The sequence below is a fragment of the Candidatus Eisenbacteria bacterium genome (genome assembly GCA_035712145.1).
GTDB lineage: Bacteria > Eisenbacteria > RBG-16-71-46 > RBG-16-71-46 > RBG-16-71-46 > DASTBI01.
Window position 1 is genome coordinate 21954 of record DASTBI010000030.1, and the last position, 21523, is coordinate 43476.

Here is a 21523-nt window from a genome sequence, read left to right on the forward strand (position 1 = left end):
TCCGAGGGATGATTCGGGGCGATCGCGAACAGGATGCCGCACTTCCAGGCTTGCGGGACCGAGCCATGTCCCAGCGCGGAAGATCGGAACTCGACCGCGTCAATTCAGCGGTCGAACAACTCGCCGGATCTACTCGCCGACGATCTGCGTGAGCGCCCGGGGCACGACGCCCTTCTCCTGCGCCGCCTTCGCCACCTTCACGGGAATCAGCTTGGCGAACGCCTCGTCGTAGCGCCAGCGCCGCCATTCGCCCTCGAGACGAATGGTGATGTGCTCGCCTTCGATCCGGATCGGCAGCCCGCGACGTTTCGCCTCCGCGCCCACGAACGGCGCCAGATCCTTGGTCCATTCCTCGGGAGTGATCGCCGAGAGCACGTTGCCGTGGTACTGGGCGGGATCGAGCTTCACCAGCGGATCGAACACGAATACCCGTCCCGCCGCCGCGCCCGACATCAGGAACTTGCCGGAATAAGGCTTGTACTTGAGCGCGAGCTGCCCGCGGCCATCGGGCTTCCGCAGTCCCATGATGACGTGCAGCGAGTTATCGCCGCCCGACATCAGGTATTCGAACGCGTACTCGTTGGGCGATCCGAAGTGGATGCTCTTGAATCCGGGCGCCATCGTCCTGCCGTCGGCCAGATGCACCTTGTTCTGCCCCGCGGCCGCGAACCGCGAGCCCGAGTCCCAGAGGTTGAACGTGCCGCCGTGCGCGGTGTAGGCCACCGTGTTGAGAGCGTCCTGCAGCACGAACAGGTATCCGCTGTCGGCTTTCATGCCCCAGTGGCTCTGGCCCTGGCCGTAGACCAGGATGCGCGCGCCTTCGAGCAAGGCGCCGCAGAAATCGCCGAACTCGCGCCCGTAGAGCTCCATCACTACGCCCGGCGCCGCCTGGCCCTCCGGAGTCGCGAGATTGGTGCCTACGTATCGAGGACCGCCGTCGAAGCCGTAGCCGATCAGGTGGCGCCATCCGAGCCGCACCGCTTCGCTCACGATCCGGGACGCCGAGTCGAGCTTGAACGACTCGCCGACGAACCCGGCGAAGTCGATGACGAGGAGGTCGCGCTCCGAATCGCGCGGCGGCATCAGGTCGTCGCGCGTCGCTTCGGTGATGCGACCGTGCACCCCCGCCGGGCTCGGCGCCGAGGACAGCGCCTCGTAGAGCGGCGGGACCTGGTCCAGGATGCGGTAGATGCCGCCTTCCGACCGGCCGGAGAGGCCGGGCAGCGTGTGCGCCGCGATTCGCCCACCGTCGATCACGTACTCCATGCTCGACAGCGCCTTGCCTCCGAGGTCCTGGAGTGCGATCCGCTTGCGCAGCTCGGTGAGGATGCGCAGCGAGGCGGCGCGCGCCGGCACGCCGCGAGCGGCGAACTCCGGGAGCGCCGACTCGCACAGGAAGCGCCAGTCTTCGAACGAGGCGGACGGCGCCCTCTCGAGCGCTCGCTCGATCAGCTCGTTCGCCGGCGCCGGCAGCGCGTCGTCTGGTCCGAACGCTCGCCCGGTGAACTGCGTCTCATGGCCGAATGCGCGCTCGAGCTGTTCGAGCCGCTCCGCCACGTGGTGCCGCCACTCCGGATCGGCGCCAGCGACCGCCTGCTCGAGGGGAAGCGAGAGATCCACCTTGCGCCCGCTGCGATCGACAGGAACGGGCTCGCCGAAGCGGTTGTTGAAGTCGAGGCCTCCAGAATCGCCGATGAATGCCTCGAACACGCCGCCGAACTCGCGCCGCCCCGGATTGCCTCCCGGCCTCATGCTGAACCGCAGATCGGTCGCCGCGTCGCCCAGCACGCCCTGGGCGTGCAGCACGCGCAGCATGCTGTCGGCGATCTTGGCCTCGCTGCCGTTGGCCACCGCCTGCACGCCGCCCGGCGTGTCGTCCTTGGAGACGATGATCTCGTGGGGCCGGAGGAACTTGATGTCCATGTTCTCGCGGAATCCCACCGTGCGACCGCTGCCTCGGCGGCGCGACTCCACGATCGTGAACTTGTAGGGGCCGGTGGGCGTGAGCTGCACGTAGTTGGTCATCAGGAGCCGCAGCTTCTCGCGGGTCGACGGCTCCATGGCTTCGAGATCGAGCCCGGTGATCGGCGAGATGATCTGCGTGGCTTCCTGCGTGTCGAGTCCCAGCACGCGGCGCGTGAAATCGACGAGATAGGCGGCGTACTCGGTGTCGGTCAGATATTTGCGCTCGTAGACCGAATCCCCGTGGTAGAGCTCCGCGCCCTCGCCCATCGACTGGTCGGCGTGCACGTAGCCAAACTCGTTCAGGAACGGCGAGGTGGAATCGACGCCGACCTGCTCGCCGTTGTGCATGAGCAGGACGTTGTAACCCTTGAACGGGTGTGCGCCGGCCGGGTTGCCACGCCCTTCGGCGTCGATCGCCGGCGAGTTGGTGGGATAGCGGTGGTGCATGCCCCATACCTTGGCGTGGAGCGCCGTGCTGCGCGCCGTGCGGCCTTTCACCGTGACCGGCACTCCCGCGCCGCTGCCGTCGCGCGCACCGGGGTACGTGGCCCAGAAGCGATCGAAGTCGAAGTACTCGGGAATGGTGTGCGTCCATCCCGAGATCTTGACTGCCCCCAGGTCCTCGCCCATCGACACCACGTAGCCTCTGCGCTTGGCGGCGTATTTCTTGCCGCTCGACGCTGCGCGCTCGCGGTTCTCCGTCTCGGGCCTTGCGGCATCGTGGCTCGCCCCATGCGTCCGGTAGTAACGCGAGTCGAGCAGATGGGCGAGCGCCGAGAAGTATTCCTCCTTCACGTCCGCGACGAAGCCGGCGAGCCGGTCAGGCAGCGCCGCGCCGCCGGCCAGCGACGCCGCCTCGGCCGCGCCACGCTCGACCGCCTCGTCCAGGCTCTCGAGCGCCCGTTGCAGCACGTCGTCGGACAGATCGCGGTACTTGGTCTGCCTCTGGAGCCATTGCGTGCTGGCGAGCAGCGTCTTGCCGTAGCGCTTGAGCACCTCGGGCTTGAGCTCCACGAAGAAGAGGTGGAAGTCGCCGGGATTCTCTCTCAGGTCCGCGCGTCTCCAGCCTTCGTCGGCCGCATACTTCTCGCGCACCGGCAGCTTGAACTCGTGGAGCCGTGACCGCACCCCGTCCATCGAGTGCTCGACGCCGGCGGCGTCGAAGAAGCGGCAGCCCTGGAGGTGCGCCACCATCTCGCCGATCGTCTGCGCGCGATCGGGACCGATGGTGTTGAAGATCAGGCACGTCTTGTCGGCCACGGGCGCCGGAGCGAAGCCGGCGAAGTCGATGCCGCCCCCGCGGTTGTTGCCGCCGTTGTACGAGCGGCAGGCGGCCTCCCAGATGGCGTGCACGGTGACCGGCTCGGAGACGGCGAGCGAGCCCACGCGGCACGAATCGTGATCATGTCCCGGCGCAGGCTCGAGCCCTCCGGAAGGAGCGGGATGGTGCGGCATCTCGAGCAGATCCGTCCGGCCGCGGAGCTTGCGGATGTCATCGATGAGGCGCTCTCGATCCACGACCCTCCCCGTCTCGTCGAGCGCGCCGCTCTCCCGGTTCAGGGCATCGACCAGCACCGCCAGTTTCACCATGTTGAGCACGGTCCAGTTGCGGAAGCGCTGCCGCATCATCGCGCGGTCGTTCTGGACGGTCAGCTCGGGTTTGGTGGTGATGCCGCCGCGCGGGCAATCGAGGTGACAGTTCCCGCACTGGTTGCAGCCGAACGCCACCGCCTTGCCGATGCTGGCTTCGACCAGGCCGTCGGCGCCGGCGATCAGCACCTTCACCATGTCCAGCTCGCCGCGCAGCCCGCCCGAGGCGAACAGCCGCGTTCCGCCGCCCGCGCCGAAGGGCGCGCCGTTCAAATCCCGGATCGACTTGAGCACGCCGCTCTGATCGAGATCCACCTTCTCGCCCACCAGCGCGTGATGGGTATGAAGGATGGTGCGGAAGATGTCCGGCCAGCCGACGTGCGAGCTGTCGGCGTGGTAGTTGCCCGAGCCGCCGAGGCCCGAGTCGACCAGCAGGTAGTCCACCACGAAGTTGGACCACATGCCGGCGGCCACGTACTTGGTGTAGGTCGAGCCCGTGATCTTGATGCCGCAGTGATTGTGATAGAGGAGCCAGAGCCAGACCTCGGCCGGCATGTCCTCGATCGAATAGATGTCGTGTTTGGGATCGGGCGACAACGCGTCGGTGCCGATTGGGATGTTGCGCGCCTTGCTCACCGTGCTGGTGACCTTGGCGCCGGAGAGTCGCCCGCCCTTGCCGGGCTTCGCGCCCTGGTTGATCTTGATCTCCACGTCGCGCACCCGGCGCAGATCCGCGGCATGAATGCCGAAGTGCCCGCTCGCCGCCTGCATGCTCTCCCACGCCATGTCCTCGTCGCGGAGACGCAGCGGGCCGCCCTCGCCCGATGAGGTCATCGAGAGCCCGGCGTTGCCTTCGATGCGCGCCATCAAGAACTCTTCCGACGCCGCGCCGAGCGAAATGCTGGCGTGGCTCACCGGTCCCTGCCACACCGGCTCGCGGAAGCCGAATCCCGACAGCACGAACGTCGACGCTCCGGGCTCGCGCCGCAGCGTCACGGCGCCGTCGCGCGAGGCGCGCACCACGCTCGCGCCCCGGCCGCCGTGGCCCTGGGACAGCAGCTCGATCTTCTTCTCCGCATGATCGCCGTCGCGGCTGACCAGCGTGAGCGCGCCGCTCGCCGAAAGCGCAGGCTCGATCGTGGTGGCCGGGATACGCACCTCGAAGCCGCCGCGCGCGTCGGCGGTGAAGCTCGCCAGGACTCGCTGCCCGAGCACCAGCCTCACCTCGGTGGAAGCCGGGACCGCGCCGGGACGCAGGAATCCGCGCGGCACCGCAAGCGAAACGTAGTCGAGCAGCGCGGGATCCCGAGCGAGGCGCGCCAGCGACCAGCGCAGCGATCCTGGCGAGAGCTGGAGCCGGATGCCGTCCATCGACCGCGGTCCCATGTCGCCCGAGATCAGGAAGTCCTGCTCGCGGGGCATTTCGCCGGCGGCCATCCGGTAGATGACCTCGAGGAAGTCGGCGTTGAGGCTGCGGTTGGAATTGGTGAGGTGATAGTTGGCGTCGTGCTGGGCGAGGATCTTCGCCACGTGGACCAGCGGCAGGTCCGGACGGCGCTGTCCGAGCAGGGCCGACACCTTGAAGGTCTCGCGCACCGAAGCCGGCACCGGCTCGGCCTCGACGCGCTGCTGGTTGAGCTCGGCGTTGATCGCGGCGAACTCGGGCGTCACCAGCTGGTCGACCTCTCGCATCCAGTCCTCGGTCATCGTGATCGCCATGGTGTTGCCCGAAGTCTTCTGGATGTCATCGATTCCCATGCACGACAGGAAGTCGAGGATGCTGTGCTGCCAGCAGGTGAGCGTGTTCACCGCCTGGCGCCGCAGCTCCTCGCGATCGACGCGCTCGAGCTCCGCCAGCGCCTGCGCGACCGCCGAACCGTGATAGACGTCGATGAGCGCCGGCAGGAGCGCAATGCCCGCCACGTGAGTCATGGCGCCGCCATTGGCTCCGAGCAGCACGGACTCGTAAACCGTCGCCGCGGACGACTGGGTGTCGCTGTCTCCTCCGGCGGAGACCAGCTGCACGCGCGCGCGGATCAGCCGCGACTTGAGAAACGCATCGATCCTGGGCGTCAGCCGATACGACTTCTCGGCGCCCGCGTGGTAGTGGATCATCGCCACGCCTTCGAGCCGCACCGCCTGCTCCAGCGCCTGCCAGAATCCTGCGCCGTATCGCAGGAACACCGAAAGCCTGAGACCAGGTTTCACGTCCAGGAGCCTGCGCGCGTGTTCCTGGAGCGCAGGACTCCATTCGATCTCGACGATGCGTCCGCCGCGCAGGGCCGCCTCGAGCGCGACCCGGGCCGGGCCCGGCTCGGTGAGCCGATCGAGATCGGGGGGCGCGAAACGCAGCACCAGGTTCGCGGCGTGGGGCGCGAGCGCCGGCGCGTGCTCGACGTACGAAGCGACCTCGACCACGACCAGGGAGCGAGTGAGCAGGTCCTGATCGGGGTTCGCCGCCTGGATCGCCTCCAGGTACGCCAGCTCGAGCGTCTCGCCGTCGCCGTAGGGCAGCGGGCCGACGATCATCGGCAGGTCGAGGCGCACCGGATCGAGCGCCATGAGCTGCTCCCCTTCGCCCGAGCGGAAGATCACGGCCGGGGCCTTTCGCACGATGTCCCACGCGGTGGAGAACTCTTCGCGCAGGCCGTCGTTGGCCGGATGCGTGATCGCGGCGTGCGAGAAGTAGGATCGCCACAGCCCGTAGTGCCACGCCGCGCCAATGGTGAGCGGCTCGGTGCGGAAACGCTCCTTGAGTAGCTTGTCGAGATCGAAGGCGCTGATCTCGAGCTGCGGGATGTCGCGCGATACACGCGAGTAGTGGGCCAGGAACAGACGCCCGCGCTGCGCGCGGCCCAGCGTCCAGAACGCCGCGACATCGACTCCGGCTCGCTCGAGCAGGAAATCGAGCGCCGCGCGGGTCCGCCCGCGGTCATCCACTTTGGGACTCTCGGGATCCACGACCAGCGTGAGCAGGTCCTCCCACAGCGACAAGCGCTTCAGGAAACGCTCGTCCTGCGCGTCGGGGCCCGCGGGAGACGGCGCCAACGCCCGTCGCGCGACGCCTTCGTGCTCGGGCGCGAGCGCCTTGTCCACCCGCGGCTCGGTGGAGGCGGGCGCGCCGGGGCGGCCGTTCTCGGCGTCCCTGCCGGTGCGAGGACGCGCGCCGACTTCTTCCGCCAGCTTCTCGATGCCGATGCTCACGGAGCCCCCAGCTTCTCGAACTCCTCGAGTGCGATGAACCAATCGCGGGTCGGCGCTTCCATCACGCGCAACGTCTGCCCTCCGTTCATATGATTGGCCGGACACACTTCCACGCAGGTGCCGCATCCGATGCAGCGATGCTGATCCGTGGTGATCCAGCGTGGGTCGCTTCCCTCGAGCTCCTTGTTGGCGCCGGTCGGACACACCGAGACGCAGCCGCCGCAATGAAGGCAGGTGGCCGCCGGTCCGGCGTCGTTCTCGGAGCGGAACAGGAGGAAGCGCGCCATGCCGGGAAGCGACGCGGGCGTGCGCTTCACGTAGCCGCCCGGGCGAAGCTCGAGGAAGTCGCGCAGATAGCGAGGCGAGCCACGGACGGCGGTGAGGATCGCCACGTGGCGCTCACGATCATAGGGCCGCTCCTGGTTCGACGCGTTCTGCAGCTGCTCGTAGAGCGGAAGGTGCGGAATCCCTGCCTGGCAGACTTCCTCGCAGTTGCCGCAGCGCATGCACAGGTCGAGCAGCGCGCTGCCCGTGGCGGTCACACGCTCGCCCGCGAACGAAGCCTCGCCGAGGTGCGTGAGCATCTGCGGCAGCCGGATCTTCGATTCGTGGAAGATCGGGCACACGGTGTTGCACTCGCCGCAATTGACGCAGTGGAGCGCGCGCGCCGCGGCGACCTGCGGCGTGACCTCCGTCGCGGCGGCTCGCGTCTCGACCGGCTCGCCCCGGCCTGAGGCCGGCCCGGGAAAGGCGCTCATCAGCGCGCGCAGCCCGCGTCCCAGCGCGGCGCCTCCGGGAAGCCCGAGCAGCGAGCGGAGCAGCGTGACGCCCGGCACCATCGTCGACGCCACCAGCGCGCCGAGCACGCCGTGGAGCTCGAGGCCGATCAGCACGCCGCGGTTCAGGAGCCAGCCCGGATCGAGGCGGCGCTTGGCGTCGCGCAGCCGAGCCGCGGCGGCTCCGAACTTGCGGCCGAAATAGGCGGCCTGCCAGCGGCCGAGCACGTAGGGCTTTCCTTGATGGCGCGCCATCGCCAGGTCGAGCAATGCCGGCGCCAGCACCAGGTCCATGGCCACCGAGCCTTTGCGGTGATCGGTGAGGTATCCGGCGATCACCAGCGCGCTGCCGTCGGCGAGGAAATAAGCCTCGGCGTCGAGCTCGTTCCCTGCCGCCTTCGCGAGCGCAACGGCAGCGGGCAGGAACCGCGCGACCTCCGCGACCGGCATCGCGATCTCCGCCGCCAGCAGGCCAGGACCGAGCCGCTTGGTCTGCTGCGGCTTGAAGCGCTCGGCCGAGATGCGCACGCTCTCCTCGTCGAGAATGCGCGGCCTGCCCGGCGCCTCGGCCAGGGCGCCGACGAAGGCGCGCGCCGGTTCCATCTCGGTGAAGTCGACCCACAGGTAGCCGCCGGCGTGATCGTGATCCCGCGCCGTCCTAGCGCCGAGCTCCGCCGGCTCGGCGATCCGGGTCCACGGCAGTCTCTGGCCCGAGGACAACATCGACGGGAGCTTCTTCCATCCCTTCGCCGCCTCGTCCTTCCACACCTTGCGCACGTGGTGAAGGTGGGACGCGGAGAAGAACTTCACGTTGGCCGGCGCCGCGAACTTGCTCCCGGCCTCACGGCAGACCCACGCCGCGGCCTCGAGCGCCTGAGCCCTGGTCTCGAACGAGAGCAGAAGGGACGCGTTGGGCCGACGGGCCTCGATTCGAACGGTGAGCTGGAGCACGAGGCCGAGCGCGCCTTCGCTGCCGGCCAGATCCGCGAGCGTGAGCGGCGCGTAACCATGCTGCTCGAACCACCGCGAGGCTTCCGCCGCCGGCAGCGTGCGGCGATGCCGCTCTTCGGGCACATCGAGCCGGCCGTCGTCGTGGAAGCGAACGTGCTCGCCTCCGGGGAGCAGCACGTCGGCCACGCGCACGGCGTCGAGCGCGCGGCCGCGACCGAAGGCGTTGAGCCCGATTCCGCCGGTCACGAACCAGCCGATCAAGGTGCCGCCGAGGTTCGAGGGATAGCTCGTGAGCGCGAGGCCTCGATCCGCCAGCTTCTGATGAATGGTGCGCAGACGCGCGCCAGCGCCGATCACCGCCACCTGCCCCGAAGGATCGATCTCGATGAGGTCGAGCCGGGACACGTCGAGCGTCAGTCCGCCGTCGTTGGGAACCGAGCCGCCCATCGCGGTCGACGCGGCGCCACGCAGGGTGACCGGCACCTTCGAGCGCCGGGCCCAGGCGAGCGCGGCCGCGCACTCGGCGGGAGTGACCGGCAGGAAGATGAGGTCGGGGACGGCGCGGGTCAGCCGCCGGGTGAACAGTCCGCCGAGATACACGTTCTGGTCCCGGTCCGCCTCCTGACGGAGGACAGGATCGGTGACGATGCGCTCGGACAGCCCGGCGCTCGAGCCGTCGCCTTCGGCGATCGCATGGAAGAGCGAGCCCGCCAGCTCACGCGTGCGCGATGGAGCCGAGCGCTCGGACGGGGACCGGCCTTCGTCGAAGAAGAAATGGAGGTCGGGGATCCTGGCTCGGACGATCCCTGCTCGTTGCTCCGAAGTCAGCTTCGTGAACTCGTCGAGCGGATGCCCGACGGCTCTTTCGAGGAAGGAGTCCTTCGTCATCCCGGAGGGTTGGGGAAGCGCAAACCGCCTGACGGCCTCACTGGACCGCCACCGTGCGGCGCTCGAGCGCCGGGAGGCGCGCGAACCGAGGCACTATATCAGGTATTTCCCCCGCCTGCTCGGGCTCGGCTAACGCAGGAAGAGGATGCGGGTCACGCTCACGAACGAGAGCACGATCCCCGCGATGGTGGCGATGAGCAGCGCGAAAGCCAGGATCATCACCGCGTTGCTCTCGCGCTTCTCGCTGCCCGTCCTCATCGCCTGCGCGGCCAGCCAGCCGCCCGCGAATCCCCCGCCATGCGCCCAGTTGTTGACCGAGGGCATCATGAAGCCCATCACGAACATGATCAGGGCCCACTGCCACATCTGGGCGGTGAGCTGACCCTGCCCGGCGCGGCGCCCGTAGACGATCGAGGCGGCAAGAAGGCCGAAGATCGCCCCCGAGGCGCCGATCGACGGCGATTCGCTCATCATGTTCGACACCAGGAAGCCGATCGCGCCGGCCACGTTGAAGATGACGAACGCGCGTGCCGGGCCGAAGTATTCCGTCACCGCGGGGCCGAGGTTCCTGATCCACATCACATTGAAGAAGATGTGCAGCAACGATCCGTGGAGGTAGATGGCGGTCAGCAGCGTCCAGTACCAGCCCTGGTCCCAGGCGACGCCGCCCGTCATGCCGAGCTGCCACAGCGCTCGCGAGCCCGGGGAAAGGATTCCGAAGAAGCCCGTGAAGCGGAAGATGGCCTCGGGCTGCAGGACCAGCGAGCCGATATAGAGGGCGATGCAGCCGGTCGCGATCAGCGCGATCAGGTCGATGCGGCCGCCCAGCAATCGCTGAAGCGCGGGCGACCATCCATAGAGACCGGGTTGCCAGGCGCCGCAGAAGGGGCATTTCTTCTCGCTCACCGAGATGAGCTTGTTGCAGTTGGGGCAGATCATCGCCCCCTGGGTCTGGCGCATGGCCTCGGAGCATACGCAATTCTCGCTCGTTCGATTGCGGCACCGTAAGAGCTACCATCAAAGGTGCGCCCGTCTTATGGGTGCGCTCGCGATGTGGGGTCTACCGGGAGGATCTCGTTGTCCTCGTTCGACATTCCTCGACTGGCTCGGATCTTCCTGATCATCGGCCTCGCCTGGGGCGGGCCAGCCGCGGCGCTCGCTCTCGGTCGCCTGGTGCGACTGCCGGGCGGCTCCGCGCTGATGCTGGCCCTGGCGGGCGGCGCGGCGGCCACGGCGCTCGCGCTGTGGACCACGCGGGTCCGCCGACGCAAGGCGGTGCATCCCGTGAGTCGCGGTGATGGCCTGTCGTCATGGGACCAGATGGCCGATCCGCGCGACCACTATGCCAACCGCTGGGCGATGTACCAGGGCCTCACCCAGTGGCTCGCGAGCCGAGACTGGAAGGGCCGGTCGATTGTCGAATTCGGACACAGCAACGATGTGCTGCGCTCGTTCATGGACGGCGCCACGTACGTGGTGCTCGAATACCCGGAGCACGATATCCAGCGCCTCGATCGCGTGCCTTCGGACCAATTCGATCTGGCGGTGCTCGATCAAACGCTCGAGCACGTGCCGGATCCCGAGCGCGCACTCGCGGAAGTGCGCCGCGTGCTCAAGCCAGGCGGAGCCGCCATCGTCACCACGCCGTTCCTGCTTCCACTCCACGGCACCAGCGAGTATGGCGACTACACCCGGTGGACCCCGCAAGGCATGCAGACGATGCTGCGCCGCTGCGGCTTCGAGGCCGATGTGTACTCGTGGGGCAACCTGCCGGCCGCGCGCGAGCTGTTGGGATCGATGTACCTCTCCGCCGCGGACGCGAGAGCTCGCCACCTCGCGATCGGCAATAGCGACAGCGACGCGCCGTATCCGATCACCGTCTGGGCGATCGCCACGAAGCAGTGAGGCTAGGAGCCTCCCAGCTTGCCCACCATCACCACCGGTCCCGTCGGCGCCCTGGGATTGGGCGAGCCACCCTGGGGCTCGAGCGACACCGCGAAGCCGCTGAGCGTGTCCTCGGCACCGAGATGCTCCAGTCGCATGGTGGCGCGCCCCTGCGCGTCGGCTTTGATGACGCCCAGGCTGGCCACGCCGTCGGGACGCATGGCCCACAGCTCGTAATCCTTGCCGGCCGGCGGCGTGAAGTGATCGAACACGATCACGGCGCTCGACGTGCGCGGGTCGAAGACGGCGCGCGCCTTGAGCGCCTGCACACCGGCGGGTGTGATCACCAGCTCGGCGGCGCGCGCGTCCGGAGCACTGAGCACTTCGGCCCAGCGGCGCTCCTCGGCGAGGCGGCGTTCGGCTTCGGCGAGCTGCCGCCGATGGCTCTCGAGATCGGCGCGAAGGTGCTCGGCCGCGTTCCATTGCATCATGGTGACGACGGCCAGCGCGGCCGCAGCCACGGCCCATGCCCAGCTGGTCCGGCTCGGCCGGTGCCTGGCCATCGACACCACGCGGCCACCGTCGGCCCTCGGTCGCTCGGCGGCGGATCCGCCGGCGGCCTCTTGCTCGACCGCATCCAGGATGCGGGTGCGCAAATCACCACTGGGCTTCGCGGAACGAGCCGAGGCAGCGAGCGCCACCACCGACGTGGAGAAGTCGGCCAGCGCGCGCTCGCACTCGGGACAGCCCTCGGCAAGATGGCGCTCGAGGATGCGCCGGTCTTCCTCGTCCAGACTTCCCAGGGCGAGCCCCGCGCACATCTCGAGATGCTCGTCGCGATGGATGCTCACGCCCACTCCTCCTGAGGCAGCAGCTCCTTGAGCCGCATGAGCCCTTGCCGGGTCCAGGACTTCACCGTGCCGAGCGGCGCATTCAGGCGCTCGGCGATCTGACTCTGCGAGAGCCCTTCGAAGTATGCGATCTCGAGCACCTGCCGCTGCTGCGGCGCCAGCTCGCTGAGCGCGTCGCGGACGCGGGCGCCGAGCTGGCCGAGAGCCATGCCGGCCACGGGATCGGCGGGTGCTGCGGGCGGATCGACCTCGTCACGAGACTCGGCGCGGCGGCGCGATCCCAGGCTGCGGTAGAGATCGAGCGCCCGGCTGCGACCGATGGTCAGGATCCAGGCGGCAACCGAGCCGCGCCTGCCGTCGTACGATCGCGCGCTCTTCCACACTTGAACCCAGGCCTGCTGCACGGCGTCCTCGGCGTCCGCGGAGCTCCGCAGGATGCGGAGCGCCACGGAGTACGCCAGCGAGCCATAACGGTCGTAGAGCTCGGCGAGGGCGCTCTGATCCCCTTCGCTCACGCGCCGCAGGCAAACTCGATCGTCTTCCTGCTGGCTCATGAGCTCGGCGGGTCCGCCTCCACGGTTCTCACGGGTCTACGGAGCTCGCGGAGATTTGGACGAGGAAGGTCGTTGCTCAGGCCGTCGTTGCTTCTCGATAGCGAACCCTCAGCGCCGGGCTGAGGCCCACTTCGACGAGCACTTCCTTCGGCACCAGCGAGCCGACCGACAATCCCTTCTGGATGTCGGCGAGCTGGAACAGGGCCTTCACCGCCATGGTGGAGACTCTGCTCTCGGCGATCGACGCGAGCAGCGCATTGCGCTCGTCTTCCGAGATCTGGTTCGCCAGAGTGCAGATGACGACGAACTTCGGCGTGAGCGCGAGATCGATGTCGAGCCCTTGAACCGAATAGCCGGCCTGGCGGATGGCCGGAAGCAGGGTGTTGATGTCCGTGGTCATGGTCTTGGCGACATCGCCGCCAAGCTCGCCCACTTTCCCGATCTTGCTTCCTGCGTGTTCGAGAACCTCGGTCGCCTTGTCCGCGAGTCCCTTGAGAAGCTCGGTCATGGTTTCACCTCCGCGCGAGGCGGCCAGATTACGCCAGTCGCAACCTCTTCGATAGAAGGAACGCTCGTCCGAAGCCTGGACGTTCGGGCATTCCACCGGTCGATGGGCCGGTCCCTCGCAGCCGGCCGGCGGCTTGCGTTCGCAGGCGGCGTGGCGCATCTTGACGCACACACGTCGTTAGGGGTGGTCGGCCCAATGGCCGGCCTGAGAGCAGACCCTTCGAACCTGAACTGGGTAAAGCCAGCGTAGGGAAACGGCGAAGACAAGCGAGCTCTCCGGTTGCCTTCGAGCCGTCCCTTCGCGGACGGCTCTTTCGTTTGGGCGTCCCGGGAGCACGATGTTCAGTCGCAGTCCTCTCGACTGGGGAATCCTCCTCGCCTATTTCGCGTTCCTGATCGCGGTGTGGCTGCGCCGGACGGGTCGCTCCGAAGGCGCGGTCGATTACCTGGTCGCGGGCCGCAGGGTGACGCTGCCCGCCCTCGTCGCCACGCTGGTGGCCACGTGGTACGGCGGAATCCTCGGCGTCGGCGAGTACTCCTACCGGTACGGGATCTCCAACTGGCTCGTCTTCGGCGTGCCGTACTACTTGGGCGCGCTGCTCTTCGCCTGGCTGTTCGCACGCCGCGCGCGCGAGGCGGCGCTGTACACGATCCCCGACCTGCTCGCGCAGCGTTACGGCCGCGGCCCCGCGGTGGTCGGGGCGCTCGCGGTGTTCGTCACCGCGGCCCCGGCCGCGTACGTGCTCATGCTCGGCACCCTGTTCGCCGGCATGACCTCGGCGCCGCTCTGGCCATCGGTGATCGCCGCGGCAGTGTTCTCGCTCTTCTACATCACCAAAGGCGGGATGCGCGCCGTGGTGTTCAGCGACCAGGTGCAGTTCGTCCTCATGTACGTCGGCATGGCGATCATGCTGGCGTTCGCCGTGGGCAAGCTCGGCGGCCTGCCTTACCTCGCCTCTCGTCTGCCCGAGAGTCACTGGACGTGGCATGGCGGCAACCCCGCATCCGCGATCCTGGTGTGGTACTTCATCGCGCTCTCGACGCTCGTGGATCCCGCCTTCTGGCAGCGCGCCTACGCCGCGCGAGATCCCAAGGTCGCTCGCCGCGCGGTGCTGTGGTCGGTCGTGTTCTGGATCGTGTTCGACTTCATGACCACCTTCACCGGGCTCTACGCGCGCGCGCTCCTCCCCGATCTGGCGCAGCCGGTCGACGCCTATCCCGAGCTCGCCCGCCGGCTGCTGCCGCCGGTGGCCATGGGGCTCTTCTACGTCGGCATGATCGCCACGGTCATGAGCACGATCGACTCCTACGGCTTCATCGCCGCCGGCACCATCGGGCGCGATCTGATCTGGCGGCTGCGCGGCGAGCGCGACGAGTCGCGCATCGCCAGCTACACGCGCGTTGGGCTGTGGATCGCGTGCGGGTTTGCCGCGCTGCTAGCGCTCGCCCACGGAAGCGTGATCGGTCTATGGCACGACCTCGGCTCGATCACGACTCCGGTGCTCCTGCTGCCGGTCGGCGCCGCACTGGTCGGGCGCGGAATGCTCCCTTCGCGGTGGACGGTGACGTCGATGCTGGTCTCTTTCGTGGTCTCGCTCGTCTGGGTGCTGTCGAAGACCTTGGATGAAGCCGGCACGGCGCGCTATCCGTGGTCGATCGAGCCGATCTACGCGGGTCTCGGCGTGTCGTTGTCGCTGTATCTCGCGGGATGGGCTTGGGAATGGGTGCGCCGGCGGCTGCCTTCGCGACGCATCGAGGAGGGAGAGCACATCGGATGATTTCCACATCGCTGCTGGCGGCCGCGCTGTTCATGCAGGCCACGACGACGGACACCACTGCGACCGATACGCTGGGACGTGTCGTGCCGCTGCCTGCGGTGGAGGTCAGCACCACGCGCCTCGAAGCCGCGAGTCCCTACGCCCGCTCGACGATGGATCGAGCCGCCATCGAGCGCGCGAATTGGGGCCAGGACACCCCGATGGCGTTGTCCACGCTGCCCGGCGCCTATGCCTACTCCGACGCGGGGAACGGCATCGGCTACTCCTACCTCTTCATCCGCGGCTTCCCGCAGCGCCGGATCAGCGTGCTGGTCAACGGCGTGCCGCTCAACGACCCGGAGTCACACGAGGTCTACTGGATCGATCATCCCGATCTCCTGGCCTCCACCGCGGAGGCGCAGGTGCAGCGTGGCGTCGGCTCCGCGCTCTACGGCGCCGCGTCCGTGGGAGGAAGCGTGAGTCTGGAGACCATGCCGCTCGCCGCGGCTCCCACCTTCCGCGCCACCGCGGGGTACGGATCGTTCGACACCAAGCGTGTGATGATCGAAGGCATCTCGGGGCCGCTCGCATCGGGCTGGAATCTCTACGGCCGTTATTCGCGCATCGAGTCCGACGGCTACCGTGACCGGTCCGATACCAAGCTGTGGTCCTACGCGCTCTCGGTGCAGCACGCGATCACGGCGAATCAGTGGTCACGGATCAATCTCTACGGCGGCCCCGAGGAGACTCACCTCGCCTACCTCGGCATCCCCCAGTCCTACCTCGATGGCGGCATCACCGGTGACGCCGATCGCGACCGGCGCTACAACCCGATCACCTACGAAGGCGAGCGCGACCACTTCTTCGAGCCCCACTACGAGCTGCTCCACCACTGGGCGCTCTCACCCACGGCGAATCTGTCGCAGACGCTCTTCTACTTCGACGGCGAAGGTTTCTACGACGAGCGGCGGCTCGGGCAGAGCCTGAGCGACTACCGGCTCTCGCCTTGGGCGACTTCGGACTCCACCCTGTTCCCGCGGCACTATTACGCGCAGGACACCACCGGTGCGCTGGTGCAGGACGGCTCCGGAAACTTCACCGTCGAGCGCTTCGACGCCGTGCGCAAGCGCTTCATCAGGAACCGGCACTACGGCTGGGTGCCGCGCCTCCAGCTGCGCCGTGACGCGCACACGCTGACGGTGGGCGGCGAGCTCCGCGCGCACGACGGCCGTCACATCGGCTCGGTGATCTCGGGCAGCGGCCTGCCCCCCGGCACCGAGCCGGATCACGTCTACTACGACTACCATCCTCGCACGCTCTCGACTGGACTGTTCATGCGAGAGGAATGGTCGCCGAGCGCGTCGCTGGCCTGGACCCTCGATCTGGCGTGGCGCCATCAGGGCTACTTCATGCGCGGCGACCAATTCGACGGCATCGAGTTCGACCAGTCGTACGACTTCGGTCTTCCGCGGCTCGGCGTGCGCTGGCGCCCGCGCGCGGACCTCACGCTGTTCGCGGCGGCGGGCCACTCGCGGCGCGAGCCCGCGTTCAGGGACCTCTACGACGCGGAGGGCGCCGGCAGTGTGCCCTTGTTCGCGAACGGTGAGCCGCTCGTCGAGCCGGAAAAGGTGATGGACTACGAAGCCGGCGTGTCGTGGACGAGCGCGCGCGCGCAGCTCGGCGCGAATCTGTTCCGCATGGACTTCGAGGACGAGCTGGTTTATGCGGGCCAGTTCAACACCGACCTCGGCTATCCGATCCTTGGCAACGCCGCGCGATCGGTCCACCAGGGAATCGAGCTCACCGCCGCGGCGGGCGCGCCGGCCTCGCCTTTCCTGCTCACGGCCAACGCCACGCTCAGCGACAACCACTTCGTCGAGTACCGCGAGCACTACGGGCCCACGCCCGGCGACGAGGTGAGCTACGACGGCAACGCGATCGGCTTCTTCCCCGGAGCGCTCGCCAACGCCTCGGCACGCGCCGCATGGCGCAACGCCACGCTCGAGGTGGCGGCGCAGTACGCGGGACGCATGTATCTGGACAACACCGAATCGAAGGACGCGAGCATCGGCCCGCGTACGGTGGTCAACCTGAATGCCGGCTGGCGGTTCAGCACGAAGGCGTTGACCTCGGCCGAGCTTGCGCTGCGGATCTTCAACCTCCTCGACCGCCGCTACGCGACCAGCGGTTACATGGATTACGACGCCGGAGGTAATCTGGTCCCGCAGTTCATTCCGGCGGCGACCCGTCACTGGCTGGCGGAGCTGCGGCTCGGGTTCTAGAGGGGCGCGAAAGCGATGAGACGTTCCACCGAGGAGCTCCGGGCGCAGCTCCGCGCCCGACCCGCGTGATCCCGGACAACCTCCGCATCGGTCCGATCCCGATCCACTGGTTCGGCATCTTCCTGGCCCTGGCGATGGCCGCCGCGGGCTGGGCCACGTCCCGTGAGTTTCAGCGCCGCGGCCTCGAGGGCAAGCTGGCATGGGACGCGGCGATCCTGGGCGCGCTGGGCGGAGTCGCGGGCGCTCGTCTGTGGGTGATCTTCGAGAGCTGGCCGGCCTTCATCGAGAACCCGGTGCGTTTCATCTTCACGGGTGGCGGACTCGCGTGGTACGGCGGGCTCCTCGGCGGCACGATCGCTCTGACGCTCTTCTTCCGGCGGCATTCGATACCATGGCTGGCGGGGGCCGACGCCGTGGCGCCGGCGCTGGCGCTCGGACATGCGGTGGGTCGGATCGGGTGCCAGGTCTCGGGCGATGGCGACTGGGGGACCGAGACCAAGCTCCCCTGGGGCATGGCCTACCCGCACGCGGTGGTGGGCTGGGACTACCCCCCGGACGTGCGCGTCCACCCGACCCCGATCTACGAGATGCTGGCCTACCTCGCGATCTTCGCGTGGCTGTGGCGCACACGGCATCGGTCGGAGCCGAGCGGCCGTCAGTTCGGCCGCTACCTGGTGCTCGCCGGGATCGCACGATTCCTGGTCGAGTTCGTGAGGATCAACCCGCGAGTCGCGCTAGGACTCAGCGTGGCCCAATGGGTGAGCCTGGTGTTGATCGTCGTGGGGCTCGGTCTCCTGCTCAAGCCTCGGTCTAGCGCGGTGGACTCCAGCCAAGGCTAGTCGGCGGCAGGGCAAGCGCGTTGCGGCGCTCAGCAACAGACCGCCAAGTCGGCGGCAGGGTACGCGGGCAAGTCGCCGGCGCCGCAGGTAGCGTGTGTGCGATCCGGCTGGGGTCCAACACCCTAGACCGAGGCTGACTCTGCCGACCTGGCGGTTTCCTCTTGAGCGCCTGGAACCCATGCATGTCAAGACCGTGTCACACAAAACTGCGCCGGCGCAGTTTTGTGTCATTTCCATAACAAGCAAGCCGCACCTCATGACAAGCATTTTGCATCACAGTCAATCTTGACCATAGAAAAAGATTGAACCTTGGTCATTGTTTGTGCGATCTATATTGGCCCCTGGTCATGAATGACCAAGGTCCAAACAAAGGATCGAACGATGACGGACATGGAGCTCGGCCGCCGCGAACGGAAGAAGGAAGAGACGCGCCAGCGAATCTTCCAGGCCGCCCTCGAGCTGTTCAAGCAGAAGGGCTTCGAAGCCACGACGGTCGACGACATCACCGAGCGCGCCGACGTCGCCAAAGGCACCTTCTTCAACTACTACCCGCGCAAAGAGTCGGTGGTCTTCGATCTCTGCTTCGAGCATCTCGCGGACGTCGAGAGCCACAGCGAGTCCCTCGGCAAGAAGGCGCTGCCCGCCGTGAAGCAGATCGTCGAGCGCATGCGCTACGCCGCGGAGCTGTATATGAACGACCGCGATCTCTCCCGCGCCATGCTGCTGCAGCTCTTCAAGGGCTCGGCCCCCGCCCCCGAGGGGATCGAGATCAACCAGCGCGCACAGAACATGATGCGCGCTCTCGTCGAGCGCGCGCAGGCCGCGGGTGAGATCCGGCGTGACGCCGATCCCGAGCGCGCCACCTACGTGCTGCGCTCGATCTTCTTTTTCACCGTGCTGGTGTGGGCCTGCGCTCCGAACGAGCCCTACGACCTGTCGAAGGAGCTCACCGCCCGGATCCGGCTCGCATTGGAAGGGCTGGCCGCGGCCCCGGGAGGTGCGTCGTGAAGACCATCGGCGCTCGGGCGCTCGCGCTCCTGGCGCTCGCCGCGCCGGCGCTCGCCGCGCCGGCGTTCGCCGCGAAGCTGACGCTCGACCAGGCTGTCGCGCGCGCGCTCGAGCAATCGGAAGAAGTGCGTCTGACCCAGGCACAGCTCCTCGATGCCAAGGCGCGGGTGCGCTCGGCGACGTCGGCCGCGATGCCGCAGATCAACGGCAGTATCACCTACCGGCACCAGATCGACTCGATCTTCGAGCCCTTCGCCGCCGACAGCACGCTGGGCGCCGCCTTCTCGAAGTCGTCGTTCGGCGCCGTGAGGGACTGGACGGTCGCGCTCGAGGCGTCGCAGCTGCTGTTCGACGGCGGCAAGTGGAACGCCGCGCTGCGCGGCTCGAAGTTCTACCTGAGCGCCGCGACGGAACAGAACCGTGAAGCCATCTCCGATCTCGTCTACCAAGTGAAGGCCGCCTATTACCAGGCCGTGGCCGCCAGGCGGCTGGAAGAGATCTCGGTGAGCAGCCTGAAGCAGGCCAAGGAACACGAAGCGCAGGTGGCGCTCTTTCACGAGCAGGGCACCCGCGCCGAATACGACTTGCTGCGCGCGCAGGTGGACGCGGCGAATCAGGAGCCCGCGGTGGTCGCGGCGCGCACCGCGGCCGACCTGGCCACGTTCCGTCTGCGCGAGCTGATCAATCTGCCGAGGAGCGAGCCGATCGAGCTGGTCACGCCGCTCGAGGCTGCGGATGGAACCATCCCGGTGCTGGCGACGGCGTCACTCGCCGCGCCGGATCGCGGCATGCTCGCCGCCTCGGAAGCGAACGTGCGCCTGCAGGAGCAGGCGCTGCGCGCGGCCAAGGCCGACCGCTGGCCCACGCTCGTGGCTTCGACCAGCCTCCAGCAGCAGGCCTTTCCGCAGAGCGAATGGCCGGTGCCGCACGACTTCGTGCGCAACTGGGACGCGCAGATCCGCATGAACGTCCCGATCTTCAACGGCTTCAGGACCGAGGGCGAGGTCCAGCGGGCGCAGGCGGCGCTCCACAAGGCCAAGGCCGAGCGGGATCAGTCGGCGCAGCGTGTGGCGGTCGACGTGGCCCAGGCCAAGGCGCTGCTCGACCAGGCGGGGTCGCAGCTCGCGGCACGCCGCCAGACGGTGCGCCAGGCGACCCGCGCCTTCGAGCTCTCGGAGATCCGCTACACCAACGGAATCTCCACGCAGCTCGAAGTCTCGGACGCGCGCCTCGGCATGCTGCTGGCCCAGGTGCGGCAGGTGGAAGGCGCGCGTGACTATCTGGTGGCTTTGGCCGGCCTCGAGCGGGCGATCGGAAAGACCCTGCCGGTGGAACGCAAGCCGCTCGAAACACTGACCTATTCCGTGAACGTGGAGGCGAAGACCCGATGAACACGCGCATGATTCTTCGTTCGCTTCAGGGTCTCGCCGGTCTCGGCCTGGTTCTGGCGCTCGCCGGTTGCGGGAGCCGTGGCGCGGCCACCGCCGATGGCCACGGCGACCCCTCGGTCGTTCTCGGTCCCAGTGACATCGCTCAGGTGAGCGTCGCCGACCTGACCGAAGGCGTCTCGGTGTCCGGCAATCTGGCGCCCGCCATGGACGCCCGGCTGATCTCCCCGTTCAAGGACGTGATCGAGCAGGTGCTCGTCAAGGAAGGGCAGCATGTGGCCAAGGGCCAGGTGCTGGCGCGCTTCCGCGCCGGCGCCATCGGCCCCTCGGCGGCCAGCGCCGAAGCGCAGCGACGGGTCGCCGAGAGCGACGTGCAGCGCATGAAGAACCTCGTGGAAGCCGGCGCGGTCTCGAAGCGTGACCTCGAGAGCGCGCAGTCCGCGCTCGAAGCCGCGACGGCCAACGCCGCGCTGGCCAACGAGCGGCTCGCCGACGTCACCGTGCGCGCGCCGTTCGCGGGCGTGGTGGCCGAGCGGCACGTGAAGGCCGGCGACCGCGTGGGCGACGGCGATCCGCTGTTCCGCGTGGTCAACACCGCCGAGCTCGAGTTCGAAGCCACCGTCACCGCCGAGCATGCCGCATCGCTCGCGCCCGGGACGCCGGTGGCGCTCAGCGTCTCCGGCATTCCCGATGGCTCGATCTCGGGGCGGATCTCGCGCATCAACGCCACCGCCGATCCTTCCACCCGTCAGGTGAGGGTGTACGTGACGGTGCCGAACAAGGACCGTCGCCTGGTCGGCGACCAATTCGCCTCGGGGCGCGTGGTGCTGCGCGAAGTGCGCCAGGCGATCGCCGTGCCTCCAGCGGCGATCCAGACCGCCGCTGCCGGCGGGAGCCAGGTCTGGGTGGTCGAAAACGGCAAGCTCGCGGTGCGCGCCGTCACCTTGGGACTCAGGGACGAGTCCCAGAATCTCGTGCAGGTGCAGGGACCGTTGAGCACCGGTGACACCGTCGTCGTCGCCAGCGCCGACGGACTGACCGCGGGGCGGTCCGTCCAGCTCCCGAGCCAGGGGAAGTAG

The 21523-nt window shown here is 68.2% G+C and carries 13 protein-coding genes and 1 riboswitch; of the genes, 7 read left to right on the forward strand and 6 right to left on the reverse strand.

Annotated features, from left to right (window positions below):
• Window positions 1–129: 129 nt before the first annotated feature.
• From VFQ05_01395 to VFQ05_01405, 3 genes are all read right to left on the reverse strand, one after another.
• A complete protein-coding gene (locus VFQ05_01395; GenBank protein ID HET9325403.1) occupies window positions 130–6759 on the reverse strand; it encodes a glutamate synthase-related protein in 6630 nt (2209 codons plus the stop codon).
• Window positions 6756–9374, reverse strand: a complete 2619-nt coding sequence (locus tag VFQ05_01400; protein HET9325404.1) for an FAD-binding protein — start codon at window positions 9372–9374, stop codon at window positions 6756–6758. Before VFQ05_01400 ends, VFQ05_01395 begins: the two co-directional genes overlap by 4 nt.
• Window positions 9375–9503: 129 nt before the next feature.
• Complete coding sequence (locus tag VFQ05_01405) at window positions 9504–10334, reverse strand: rhomboid family intramembrane serine protease (protein ID HET9325405.1); 831 nt, start codon at window positions 10332–10334, stop codon at window positions 9504–9506.
• A gap of 117 nt (window positions 10335–10451) precedes the next feature.
• Here VFQ05_01405 and VFQ05_01410 point away from each other — a divergent pair, with 117 nt between their 5' ends.
• The gene (locus tag VFQ05_01410) at window positions 10452–11279 is read left to right on the forward strand and encodes a methyltransferase domain-containing protein (protein ID HET9325406.1); all 828 of its coding nucleotides are present in this window, start codon (window positions 10452–10454) and stop codon (window positions 11277–11279) included.
• A gap of 2 nt (window positions 11280–11281) precedes the next feature.
• Here VFQ05_01410 and VFQ05_01415 read toward each other — a convergent pair whose 3' ends face one another.
• The 3 genes from VFQ05_01415 to VFQ05_01425 form a co-directional block, all read right to left on the reverse strand.
• Window positions 11282–12109, reverse strand: coding sequence for an anti-sigma factor (locus VFQ05_01415; protein HET9325407.1), 828 nt, complete (start codon window positions 12107–12109; stop codon window positions 11282–11284).
• On the reverse strand, window positions 12106–12663 hold the full coding sequence (locus VFQ05_01420) for a sigma-70 family RNA polymerase sigma factor (protein ID HET9325408.1): 558 nt from the start codon (window positions 12661–12663) through the stop codon (window positions 12106–12108). The genes VFQ05_01415 and VFQ05_01420 overlap by 4 nt, the downstream gene beginning before the upstream one ends.
• 76 nt (window positions 12664–12739) lie before the next feature.
• On the reverse strand, window positions 12740–13171 hold the full coding sequence (locus VFQ05_01425) for a hypothetical protein (GenBank protein HET9325409.1): 432 nt from the start codon (window positions 13169–13171) through the stop codon (window positions 12740–12742).
• Window positions 13172–13340: 169 nt separating this feature from the next.
• A riboswitch (TPP riboswitch) is annotated at window positions 13341–13440 on the forward strand.
• Window positions 13441–13508: 68 nt separating this feature from the next.
• On the opposite strand from VFQ05_01425, the gene VFQ05_01430 reads away from it, so the two are divergent.
• From VFQ05_01430 to VFQ05_01455, 6 genes are all read left to right on the forward strand, one after another.
• A complete protein-coding gene (locus tag VFQ05_01430) occupies window positions 13509–14948 on the forward strand; it encodes a sodium:solute symporter family protein (GenBank protein ID HET9325410.1) in 1440 nt (479 codons plus the stop codon).
• Entirely contained in the window at window positions 14945–17209 is a 2265-nt protein-coding gene (locus tag VFQ05_01435; GenBank protein ID HET9325411.1) for a TonB-dependent receptor, read from the forward strand. The genes VFQ05_01430 and VFQ05_01435 overlap by 4 nt, the downstream gene beginning before the upstream one ends.
• 65 nt (window positions 17210–17274) lie before the next feature.
• The gene (locus tag VFQ05_01440) at window positions 17275–18048 is read left to right on the forward strand and encodes a prolipoprotein diacylglyceryl transferase (protein HET9325412.1); all 774 of its coding nucleotides are present in this window, start codon (window positions 17275–17277) and stop codon (window positions 18046–18048) included.
• 381 nt (window positions 18049–18429) lie between these two features.
• Entirely contained in the window at window positions 18430–19056 is a 627-nt protein-coding gene (locus tag VFQ05_01445; GenBank protein ID HET9325413.1) for a TetR/AcrR family transcriptional regulator, read from the forward strand.
• The gene (locus VFQ05_01450; GenBank protein HET9325414.1) at window positions 19053–20447 is read left to right on the forward strand and encodes a TolC family protein; all 1395 of its coding nucleotides are present in this window, start codon (window positions 19053–19055) and stop codon (window positions 20445–20447) included. The genes VFQ05_01445 and VFQ05_01450 overlap by 4 nt, the downstream gene beginning before the upstream one ends.
• Window positions 20444–21523, forward strand: a complete 1080-nt coding sequence (locus tag VFQ05_01455) for an efflux RND transporter periplasmic adaptor subunit (GenBank protein ID HET9325415.1) — start codon at window positions 20444–20446, stop codon at window positions 21521–21523. The genes VFQ05_01450 and VFQ05_01455 overlap by 4 nt, the downstream gene beginning before the upstream one ends.